The 9075-nt window shown below is 69.0% G+C and carries 16 protein-coding genes; all 16 read left to right on the top strand.

Translation table 11 applies throughout. The annotated features are described in order from the left end of the window. Positions 1-157: 157 nt before the first annotated feature. The 16 genes from ABZT93_RS27615 to ABZT93_RS27540 all read left to right on the top strand — a co-directional run bounded on the left by ABZT93_RS27615 (position 158) and on the right by ABZT93_RS27540 (position 9069). Complete coding sequence (locus tag ABZT93_RS27615; protein ID WP_356109615.1) at positions 158-910, top strand: GntR family transcriptional regulator; 753 nt, start codon at positions 158-160, stop codon at positions 908-910. A gap of 174 nt (positions 911-1084) precedes the next feature. Next, positions 1085-1327, top strand: coding sequence for a helix-turn-helix domain-containing protein (locus ABZT93_RS27610; protein WP_356109612.1), 243 nt, complete (start codon positions 1085-1087; stop codon positions 1325-1327). Then, on the top strand, positions 1327-1761 hold the full coding sequence (locus ABZT93_RS27605; RefSeq protein ID WP_356109610.1) for a hypothetical protein: 435 nt from the start codon (positions 1327-1329) through the stop codon (positions 1759-1761). The genes ABZT93_RS27610 and ABZT93_RS27605 overlap by 1 nt, the downstream gene beginning before the upstream one ends. Beyond that, positions 1761-2009 carry a hypothetical protein gene (locus tag ABZT93_RS27600; RefSeq protein WP_356109608.1) on the top strand — a complete coding sequence of 83 codons (249 nt, stop codon included), beginning with the start codon at positions 1761-1763 and terminating at the stop codon, positions 2007-2009. The genes ABZT93_RS27605 and ABZT93_RS27600 overlap by 1 nt, the downstream gene beginning before the upstream one ends. Continuing rightward, on the top strand, positions 2006-2179 hold the full coding sequence (locus tag ABZT93_RS27595) for a hypothetical protein (RefSeq protein ID WP_356109606.1): 174 nt from the start codon (positions 2006-2008) through the stop codon (positions 2177-2179). The genes ABZT93_RS27600 and ABZT93_RS27595 overlap by 4 nt, the downstream gene beginning before the upstream one ends. After that, complete coding sequence (locus ABZT93_RS27590) at positions 2172-2531, top strand: hypothetical protein (protein ID WP_356109604.1); 360 nt, start codon at positions 2172-2174, stop codon at positions 2529-2531. The genes ABZT93_RS27595 and ABZT93_RS27590 overlap by 8 nt, the downstream gene beginning before the upstream one ends. Positions 2532-2717: 186 nt before the next feature. After that, positions 2718-2981 carry a hypothetical protein gene (locus ABZT93_RS27585; protein WP_356109602.1) on the top strand — a complete coding sequence of 88 codons (264 nt, stop codon included), beginning with the start codon at positions 2718-2720 and terminating at the stop codon, positions 2979-2981. A gap of 69 nt (positions 2982-3050) precedes the next feature. Further along, positions 3051-3332, top strand: coding sequence for a hypothetical protein (locus tag ABZT93_RS27580; RefSeq protein WP_356109600.1), 282 nt, complete (start codon positions 3051-3053; stop codon positions 3330-3332). A gap of 33 nt (positions 3333-3365) precedes the next feature. Then, a complete protein-coding gene (locus tag ABZT93_RS27575) occupies positions 3366-3539 on the top strand; it encodes a hypothetical protein (protein ID WP_356109597.1) in 174 nt (57 codons plus the stop codon). Beyond that, positions 3539-3694, top strand: coding sequence for a pRL2-8 (locus tag ABZT93_RS27570; protein WP_356109594.1), 156 nt, complete (start codon positions 3539-3541; stop codon positions 3692-3694). Before ABZT93_RS27575 ends, ABZT93_RS27570 begins: the two co-directional genes overlap by 1 nt. 90 nt (positions 3695-3784) lie before the next feature. Further along, positions 3785-3985, top strand: a complete 201-nt coding sequence (locus tag ABZT93_RS27565) for a hypothetical protein (protein WP_356109591.1) — start codon at positions 3785-3787, stop codon at positions 3983-3985. Next, the gene (locus tag ABZT93_RS27560; RefSeq protein ID WP_356109589.1) at positions 3985-4179 is read left to right on the top strand and encodes a DUF4236 domain-containing protein; all 195 of its coding nucleotides are present in this window, start codon (positions 3985-3987) and stop codon (positions 4177-4179) included. The genes ABZT93_RS27565 and ABZT93_RS27560 overlap by 1 nt, the downstream gene beginning before the upstream one ends. A 95-nt stretch (positions 4180-4274) precedes the next feature. After that, the gene (locus ABZT93_RS27555) at positions 4275-5564 is read left to right on the top strand and encodes a hypothetical protein (protein WP_356109586.1); all 1290 of its coding nucleotides are present in this window, start codon (positions 4275-4277) and stop codon (positions 5562-5564) included. Further along, complete coding sequence (locus ABZT93_RS27550) at positions 5561-7678, top strand: FtsK/SpoIIIE domain-containing protein (RefSeq protein WP_356109585.1); 2118 nt, start codon at positions 5561-5563, stop codon at positions 7676-7678. Before ABZT93_RS27555 ends, ABZT93_RS27550 begins: the two co-directional genes overlap by 4 nt. 185 nt (positions 7679-7863) lie before the next feature. After that, positions 7864-8505 (top strand): hypothetical protein, encoded by a 642-nt coding sequence (locus ABZT93_RS27545; protein ID WP_356109582.1) that lies wholly within the window; start codon positions 7864-7866, stop codon positions 8503-8505. A gap of 12 nt (positions 8506-8517) precedes the next feature. Beyond that, entirely contained in the window at positions 8518-9069 is a 552-nt protein-coding gene (locus ABZT93_RS27540; RefSeq protein ID WP_356109579.1) for a hypothetical protein, read from the top strand. The last annotated feature ends 6 nt before the right edge of the window (positions 9070-9075 follow it).

Below are 9075 nucleotides of genomic sequence, written 5' to 3'. Positions count from 1 at the left end.
GCCGACCTCCGGCCCATGACATGAAGCCGTTGGGGCTGCCACACTCACCGTGGCTTAAGTCCTTCGAAGGAGTCAAGCCCTTCGCTCGTTTCGCTCAGTTCGCATCACGGAATGGCAGGTAGATAACATCTTCGAAGAAGTCGATCGAGGAGGGTCAGTGGCACCACGCAAGGGGGAACCCGGGCGGTTCCTGTACAGGGAGCTCGCCGCGGAGCTACTCGCCCGAATCCAGTCAGGGGAGCTCGCGCCAGGCGATCGACTGCCCAGCGAAACCGAGCTGATCGAGAGCAAGGGAGTCTCCAACTCCACAGTGCGATCGGCATACCTCCTGCTCAAGGCGGACGGGCATGCGGTGAGCATGCACGGCAAGGGCGTCTACGTCCGCGACCCGAAGAAGTTTCTGCGTAACCCGCAGCGACGTCTTGCGAACGCGGTCCGCGAGGCTGGCCGGTCGATCCAGAGTGTCGACCTGGAAGGCCGCGAGCCCACTGTTTGCGTTGCGGTTGACTTCATCGAAGCGCCGGATAGCGTCGCGGAGCATCTGGGGGAGGGGCAAGTTTGCCGTCGAAGTCGATCTTTCTCGCTCGATGGCATGACCTACCAGCTTGCCACTTCGTACATCCCCGCGGACCTAGCCCGAGAGGCAGGCGTTGACCAGGAGGACACCGGGCCGGGCGGCTCCTATCAGCGGCTCGCGGACGTGGGTCGGAAGCCCGTCAAGGCCCGAGAGCGGGCCAGGGCGCGCGTGGTCATGCCTGACGAGGTCGAGAAATTGGACATCAGCCCGGGCATGTCGATCGTCCTCATTGAGCGCGTCGTCTGGGACCAGGAGGGGCGAGCCGTCGAGGTCAACGAGATGACCTTGGATGGCACCAAGTACATCCTGGAGAGCGAGTTCGACATCCCCTGAGTGGTCACGAGGAAAGCCCCCGCAGCAGCAGCTGTGGGGGCTTTTTCGTGCGCCCAAAACGCTGCGAACTCAGTTCACTTGGCGAGCTTGACAACTCCTTCGAAGGACTGCATGGTTGAACCCATCGAGATCTCCTTCGAAGGAGTTCGCCAACGACTAGACCTTGGAGCCCGCATGATCGCCGAAGGCCGAGCCGCCGAACCGGACGAGGCCGACGAACTGCTGAACGCCAAGCAGGTCGCAGCCCTGATGAAGGTCCACGTCGCCACCGTCTATCGCCTCGCCGACGCTGGCCACCTCAAGGCCATGCGCTTCGGGGTCGGCGAGAAGCGGCGCCGCGGCTTCAGGTGCAAGCGCTCGAACGTCGAGGCGTACATGCAGGAGTCCGAGATCCTCACCGACGAGGAGGTGGCCTGATGGCCACGGCAACCCCCACCAGTACCCCCACCGCCCCGCTCCCGACCTCCGCCGCCGTATCGCTGGCGAGGTTGGAGCGCGCGTTCCTCCCGCTGCCCGTCGTTCGTGCCGTGACCCGCTACGAGGTTGCGACGGCCCGCTTCGACGAGCTGGCCGCGAAGCCCGCATCGGAGTTGAAGCCGGCCGAGGTGGATGCGTTCGGCGAGGCGCAGCAGACGATCGCCGAGTCGGTGGCCGTGCTCGCCGAGGCGAAGCGCCTGGACCTGATCGCCCCCGCGGAGACGGCGACCCGCTACCGGCAGGCGTCCGCCCACTACCAGGCACTTGCCGCGGGCGGCGACTACGAGGGCTGCGAGTACGTCCGCGACGAGATGGGCCACTGCCTGTGCCAGCTGGAGGCCGCCGGCCGCCTCGACCTCGTCGGCGGTGTGTGATGCGACGGCTGAAGCTCCTGGCCGTGTCCGTGACGGCTGCCGCCCTGGCGTTGACCGCCTGTCAGCCCGCGCAGGGTCCGGCGGGGACGGTGACAGCCACGCATCGCACGTACTGGTCGGCGACGAAGCAGTGGACGTACAAGCTGACGGTCCGCAAGGAGGACGGGAGCAGCGCGACGTTCAAGGTGCTGCGCAGCACGTACAAGGCGTGCGACAAGGGCGAGGCCTACCCGGGATGCGCGTCATGACCGCCCGCCAGATCCTGGAGCGTTTCCCGGCCGGTTCCCCGCGTGGTTCGTGGCCAGCGGAGGAGTTCGCGCAGGCCCGCCGCGAGGAGGGCCAGTCGGCCGCCGTCGTCATGGACCTCGACTCGGACAGCTTCCTCGTCGTCGCGCCGGGCGGTGAGCGTGGTGAGTGACTCCAACACGTACAAGCTGCGCTGGCAGCGGGATGCGCACCGGGCGCTCGGCGAGTTCCTGGCGTCGGCGGTCGAGCTGGGTTTGCCTGCGCTGTCGTGGACGATTGCAACGTCGGGCGCTCTGGTCGGCGACGTGGATTCGTTGGCGACGAGCCCGGAGCGGATGCGGGCCGCACACAGGACGTGGGCCGGCTGCCTCGGCGCCGACGTGAAGCCCGAGCGTGTCGGCTCCGACGGTGTCACTCACCTGTACGCGCAGTTCCGGCACGGCAAGGGCCCAACCGAGGTCCGCGGCGCTATCCGCGCCACCATCTATCCGCCCTTCGGCGACGGCGGTGAGTCCGGTGACTGACGACCAGCACGCCGAGCTTTCCCGCAAGGTCGCCGAGGCCAACCGGCGGGCCGAGTCCCGGCCCAAGGGCTAGGCCCTAGACCACCGCGTCGGCGGAGAAATCCGACCCCCACGGCACCCGCCGCCGCGGCTTTCCACCCCGCACCACCCCATCTCTCTTCTGTTCACCACGCGAAAGGCACTGCCATGTCTCCGTTCGTTCTGTCCGATGCCGATCTCGCCACGAAGACTGCGCTGGCTGCGAAGCGGCGGGAGCGCACCACGGTCGCCGATGCGATGGCCGAGTTGTTCGGCGACGACTTCGCCCGCGCCCTGTGGCGGGAGACCGCCTACGCGGTGCCGGACTCGGAGCGCCAGACGTGCCCTGTCCACCTGGACTGGCGGTCGCACTGCATTGACCTGCACATCGGTCCGGCGCCGGTCAGCTTCGACTACCCGGCCGCCGCCTGACCTTCCCACCCCATCCGCCCCATCCCGAGAGGAACCCGCGATGAGCAGCTGCTGAACGCTCTCGCCCGGGTGGCGGAGGCGCAGCGCCTGACGATCCTTGTCCGCACCGTCGACGAGTCCAGCCGGCGGCCCGGCATCACCGCGACCACGATCGACGGCGAGGCGTACACCGCGTTCGGCGGCCACCTCTCCCGTTCGGATCTGCGGCACATCTGGCTCGGCACCTCGTGGGCGGCGCTCGCCGAGATCGAGGCGGCCTGGCAGGTCACCCTCATCGACCCCGTCTACGGCCGCACCGACCGGCTGTGGCCGGCCCTTGACGAAGCGCTCGGCCTCCTCGCCGCCGCCTGACCTCACCTATCCATCCCTTCACCAGGAGTTCTGATGCCGAAGCAGACCGACACCGCCGCCGAGTACGCCGCCCTGACTGACGGCGCGAGCGCCCTCCTCGACCGCGCCGACGAGGCAGCCCGCCAGGGCGACCTCGTGGCGGAGCGACAGGCCGAGGATGCGGCCGGGCGGTTGCTCGACGCCGCCAGCAGGCCGAAGGCGAGCTGATGGCGGACCCGAACGAGCCGCCGCGGGGCGAGTGCCGCCAGTGCTGGAGGCACGCCCACGACCGGAACGCGCACCGGCATCTCGGCTCGCGCAAGGACTGCCCGCAGTGCGTCGACCACATGATCAACGGCCACCCCGGCATCAACCGTCACTGACCGGCTGTCCGCGGTCCCCGTCCCGCACGGGGGCCAAGGAGAACTGGCACAGCACCACCCCCACCCAGAACCAGCCTGAGAGAGGCCGTCATGTTCCGTGTCATCGCATGGTCGCTGCTTGCGATCTTCCTGCTGGTTGTCGGCGCCTGGCCGGCAGCCGCCGCCCCGATCGGCCTCGCCTTCGCTGGTGCCGGCGTCGTGCTCGGTGCGATCCCCGGGCCCGTCCTGCTGCTCATCGCAGCCGTTGCCTGGCTGCGCCACCGGCCCGTCCCGCACCCAGCAGGTGCCTGATGCCGATCACGTTCCGCAAGAGCTTCCGGATCCTGCCCGGGGTTCGGCTGAACATCAACCGGCGTTCCTGGTCGGTGACGTTCGGATCCGGCAGCGGGCCGCGCTACACCCGCAGTTCGACCGGCCGCGACACCGTCTCACAGAACCTTCCCGGCGGCTTTGGCTGGCGAAGCACTCGCAGGCGGCGGCCGTGATGCGCCTCCTGTACGCCGCCGGGATCTTGCTGCCCGGCCCGCTCATCGTCATCACCTACCTGATCAGCCACTGACCCCTGAAGGGATTGATCACCGTGACCGCCATGTCCGTCGAGAAGAAGGTCAACGGCCAGGCGCCGGGCTACGACCCGCGCGCCCTGGCCGAGGCGGAGGCGATCCGGACCAAGGCCGCCGCCGAAGCCGAAGCCGTCCGCATCAAGGCGCAGGGGGAGGCCGACGCCGCCCGCACCCTCGCCGCAGAGCAGGCCGAGCAGCAGCGGCTCGTCAACGAGCGGGCCCGCATCGCCCTGGAACGCAAGCAGGTCGACCACGACGCCTACGTCGCCAAGAAGAACGCCGAAACCGCCAAGCACAAGGCCGATGAGGACAAGACGAAGCAGGCCGAAGCCGACGCCGAAACCGCCGAGAAGCAGCGGGCGAAGGATCAGGCCCGCGCGGAACGCTGGTGGAAGTGGGGGGCCCGCGGCATCTACGCCGTCGGCCTGATCATCGCCGCGCCCGTCCAGTTCATGCACTTCTGGGACCCGAAGCGGCCCTTCCTCATCGCCGCCCCGGCTCTGCTCGAAGGCCTCGCGCTGGTCCTGGCGTTCGGTGCCGCGTGGGCGGTCGCCCATCGCCGCGACGTTGCCCCCTACCGGGTCGGCATCATGCTCGGCGCGATCATCGCCGCCGGCATCAACCTGTACGGCGGCATGACCGATGCGGCGATCGGCTTCAACGCCGGTCTCATCGGCGCCATCGCCTCGCTCGGCGGGCCGATCGTCCTGATGGCCTATGAGCACGGCATCGCCCAGAAGGCCGACGGGATCCCGTCGTGGCGGGAGCAGCGGGCCGCCACGAAGGCGTCCGCGGATGCGGCTGCCGCCCGGGAGAAGGCGCGCGCCGAGAAGCAGGCCGCGGAGGAGAAGGCGGCGGCCGAGAAGGCGGCCCGCGAGAAGGCGGTCGAGGAGGAGCAGGCGCGCAAGGATGCCGACCGCGCGGCGGCACACGATGACGTGTGGAAGGTCGCCGATGCGATCCGGTCCGCCCGCGGATCCCGCTACGTCACCGACCAGATCTGGGCCGAGTCTTGGTTCCTCGTCACCGGTTGCAAGACGGTCGGGATCCGAGCCGAAATCGAGGCTCAGTCGCGCGCCGCGCAGGCCCACATGCGCACCGTCACCGACATGCCCGTTCTGGGTGCTCGATCGCTGGTCGATTCCCAAAAGGGTCCCCGAATGAAGCGCGACCCCAACGCCCCCGACGGGCGCCGCAACAACGGCGGCACTCCGCCCGTCCGTCGGCCCGGTCAGACGGAGCCCTACAGCCCGCTCGCGAAGAAGCAGGCGTCCATCGAGCAGACCTCCGAGAAGGACGAGACGTGACCATCGAGACGACCCCGAGCAGCACCCCCGACCCGGAGTGGGACAAGCTGGCCGCCACCCTCACCAAGGACCGCGAGCCGACCCACGTCTTCGACTTCGAGAAGCGCCCCCGCCCCGCCTGGATGATGTCCCGCGAGCAGCTGCGGCAGTGGGCCTTGTACGCCCGCGACAACAGCCTCGACTGGATGCGCTTCCACGCCGGCCACTCGATCTACTACCTGGGCTGGTCGGTGCGCGGCTACCGGCGCCTGTGCAAGCGGTGGTGGCAGGCCCGGCACGACGACTACCGGCAGCACATCGCCACCGCCAAGCTGATGCTGCGCCAGGCGCAGGAGCAGCCGCGCGGCGACAAGCGGGCGGCCGACGAGTCCAGGGCCCGCGCGATGCTCGAAGTCCGGCGTGCCGAGTTCAAGGCCCACAAGAAGCGGCACTGGATCCGCACCGGCATCTGCGGTGTGATCGCAGTCGGCGGGACCGGCGCCGCGGTCCTGGCTGGCAGCTGGTGGATGCAGCTGCTCCTCGCGCTCGCCTTCGTCATCACCGGCGCCTACTTCGGCCGCCCCGACGAGCCCACGGTCGCCCCGGTCCAGGCCCCCACCCGCACCTCGCATCTCGGCGAGGAGGCCATGCGGCGCGTCCTCGTCGAGGCAGGCGTCGTATCCGAGAAGCGGGCGGCCGAGATCCGCGGCATCGGATTGCCTCACACCGAAGGCCCCGGCATCGCCTACGCCGTCGATCTGCCGTCCGGCATGCCCGCCTCCCTCGCCCTGGCCAAGAAGAAGGAGATTGCCTCGGCGCTCGCTGTCCACAGTGACTGGCTCGACCTCGGCGTGGGCCGCGGCGCAGGCAGCAGCGAGTCCCGTCTGGAAATCTGGGTCTCCCGCGAAGACCCGTTCGCCAGCGCCCACACCTCCCCGCTCATCGGCCACAAGGGCAAACTCGACCTGTGGAACGACGGCGCCCCGCTCGCCTTTGGGAAACGAGGGAACACCGTCCGCGTCCGCGTCCGCGACACGATGATGCTCGTCGGTGGCGCCACCCGCCGCGGCAAGGGCGTCTTCCTGGCCAACCTCAACCTCGGGGCCGCCAAGGACGTCCGGGTCAACCTGCGCCTCTTCGACGGCAAGGCGTCCGGTGAGCACAACGCGTTCTCCGGCCTCCTGGCCACGTTCGTCAAGAAGAACCCCGAGAGGCTGGCCCTGTTCCTGCGGGCCGTCTTGGAGGATCTGGACCGGCGCGCGGACTTTCTCGACGAGCGCGGGAAGTCCAAGCTCACCGAGGATCTGATCGAAGCGATCGGCGGCATCGAGCTCATCGACATCGACGAGCTGGCCACGTACACGGCCAAGGGCACCAGCCCCTACGTCGATGAGATCGTCGAGAGTCTCGCCCAGATCGGCGCCGTGGGCGCCGGCCTCGGTGTACTTCTGGCGGCGGCCACTCAGGTTCCGGAGGTCGACATCGTGCGCGGTCGGCTCCGCCAGAACCTGATCTCCCGTGCCGCGATGAACACCGAGTCGCCGAACGCCTCCAACACGATCCTCGGCGACGGCATGGCTGGACAGGGCTACGACGCGTCGCTGATCCCCCTCGACCAGCCGGGCCGGTTCTGGTTCAAGTCGCCCGACCTCGGCACCGTCTCGCTGCGCTCGTTCTTCATCGACGACGACGACAAGGCGCCGATCATCGCCGACGCCTACGAGCTGCGGAAGGCCGCCGGCCGCCTGCCTGGACAGTGGCGCGACCCGATCGAGGAGAAGCTGATCGCGTGGACCGGCGTCTCGTCGGCTGCAGGCGGCGAGCGCGGCAACGGGCGCATCGTCCGCGTCACCTTGCTGGAGCGGCTGGAGATCACGGCCCGCGGAACAGGCCGGGACGCCGCATCGAACGCCGAGGTGTTCCGGGCGCTCGCCGCTACGCAGGTCGCGAAGTACGGCCAGCGGGACGGGGAAGCGGAGCGCGCCTGGTCATCCCGCGTCGGCAAGCTACTGAAGGACGAACTGGACTCGCTCGGCACCGACCTGGAAGCGAAGAAGGTCACCGGACCGGACGGGGAGCGAACCCTCGGCTACACCCTCGCCGACATCATCGCCGCCCGAAATGCCCGTCCCTGACGTCGGACACCGGTCGGACAGCCGCCACATAACCGCAGGTCGCAGGTTGGACGCCGGTCGGACAGACACGGACAGCTAACCCATCGCCTGACCTTCGCTGTCCGACCCCTGTCCAACCCCTCACCTGCACGTTTCCTTGCCCCGTCCAGCCTCTGTCCGACCTAAATGAGAGGAAGGTCCGGTAGATGCTCACCCTGAAGATCCAGCAGATGACGATCAACGGACACCCCTACCTGTGCCCCGAATGCGCCTCCGAGGCCTTCACTCTCGACGGCACCGGATGGATTGACGCCTTCCCCGTTCGCGGCAACTGCTGGCAGTCCCACAGCTGGGAAGAACCGTTGATCACCCTCGGCGACCTGAAGATGATCAACGCCGCCCGCACGGGCCGGCAGCGCGCCGAGGACGACGACACCTTCCACGTCATCATCGGCGGCGCCGCCATCGAGGGTGTGCTGCACCCCGACGTCACCCCGGACGACATCAAGCGGGCCGTCCGCGACGTGTACTGGAAACGGATCATCAAACCCGCCGCCCGCAGGCAGAAGAACGCCGCCAAGCGCGCCCTGAAACGGCCCGTCAAGAAGGCCGTGCGTGCCGCCACCGGTGCAGCATCCGACACCGTCGCCGCGGCCAAAGCCGCAGCGATCGGCGCCGCCTGGAACATCCGGGCTGGCGGCCATGAGCCCGACCCCGACTACAAGGCCGAACCAGTCATTCCGTGCGGCGCCGGCTGCGACCGGGGCTACTTCACGATCGAGTCCCGCATTCACAAGACCCAGACCGTCCGCTGCGTTGTGTGCTCCGGCACCGGCGAACTCAACTAGGAGAACCCGACCATGACCGTCCTGCCCGAGCCGCCCGCCACCACAGCCGGGCAGGCCACCCGAGACGCCACCATCGACCAGGCCGCCGACCAGATGCTCGCCGCGCTCAATGCCGCCGTGCAGCGCGAGAAGCAGCCCCCTACCCGGGTGCGTGTCGACGACGACAGCATCCCCTCCTACGAGGACGGGCCGCGCGCCGGCGACACCCCGCCCGTCACCCAGCCCGACAGTCGCATCGTCCCCCAGTGGGCCACCGGTCTCGCAGTCGCGTCCATTGGTGTCGGCGCCGGCGCCACCGGACTCGGCTGCGCGGCCTGGCTGTTCTTCAAGGGCCTGTCCATGGTCAGCGTGCCCGGCCTCGAACGCTTCGCCTGGATCATCATTGCCCCGTTCGCCGGAGCGGCCATGCTCGCCACCGCCATCGGCGGGCTGATCAGCAAGGCGAAGAAGGCCGCCATGCCGGAGGTGCACAACCACAACTACAGCGGGCCCGTCCGGCAGGACACCCGCATCGACCAGCGGCGGGCCGTGTGGCAGAAGGACGTCGACAAGTCCAGGAACTGACCTGCG

Source organism: Streptomyces sp. NPDC005303 (assembly GCF_040607335.1).
Lineage (GTDB): Bacteria > Actinomycetota > Actinomycetes > Streptomycetales > Streptomycetaceae > Streptomyces.
This window is presented reverse-complemented; position numbering and strand designations above follow the sequence as displayed.

What these genes read in the sequence shown, in the direction of transcription:
- ABZT93_RS27610 (WP_356109612.1), top strand. Translation starts at nt 1,085, where the DNA reads ATGATCGCCGAAGGCCGAGCCGCCGAACCGGACGAGGCCGACGAACTG.
- ABZT93_RS27605 (WP_356109610.1), top strand. Translation starts at nt 1,327, where the DNA reads ATGGCCACGGCAACCCCCACCAGTACCCCCACCGCCCCGCTCCCGACC.
- ABZT93_RS27600 (WP_356109608.1), top strand. Translation starts at nt 1,761, where the DNA reads ATGCGACGGCTGAAGCTCCTGGCCGTGTCCGTGACGGCTGCCGCCCTG.
- ABZT93_RS27595 (WP_356109606.1), top strand. Translation starts at nt 2,006, where the DNA reads ATGACCGCCCGCCAGATCCTGGAGCGTTTCCCGGCCGGTTCCCCGCGT.
- ABZT93_RS27585 (WP_356109602.1), top strand. Translation starts at nt 2,718, where the DNA reads ATGTCTCCGTTCGTTCTGTCCGATGCCGATCTCGCCACGAAGACTGCG.
- ABZT93_RS27575 (WP_356109597.1), top strand. Translation starts at nt 3,366, where the DNA reads ATGCCGAAGCAGACCGACACCGCCGCCGAGTACGCCGCCCTGACTGAC.
- ABZT93_RS27570 (WP_356109594.1), top strand. Translation starts at nt 3,539, where the DNA reads ATGGCGGACCCGAACGAGCCGCCGCGGGGCGAGTGCCGCCAGTGCTGG.
- ABZT93_RS27565 (WP_356109591.1), top strand. Translation starts at nt 3,785, where the DNA reads ATGTTCCGTGTCATCGCATGGTCGCTGCTTGCGATCTTCCTGCTGGTT.
- ABZT93_RS27560 (WP_356109589.1), top strand. Translation starts at nt 3,985, where the DNA reads ATGCCGATCACGTTCCGCAAGAGCTTCCGGATCCTGCCCGGGGTTCGG.
- ABZT93_RS27545 (WP_356109582.1), top strand. Translation starts at nt 7,864, where the DNA reads ATGCTCACCCTGAAGATCCAGCAGATGACGATCAACGGACACCCCTAC.
- ABZT93_RS27540 (WP_356109579.1), top strand. Translation starts at nt 8,518, where the DNA reads ATGACCGTCCTGCCCGAGCCGCCCGCCACCACAGCCGGGCAGGCCACC.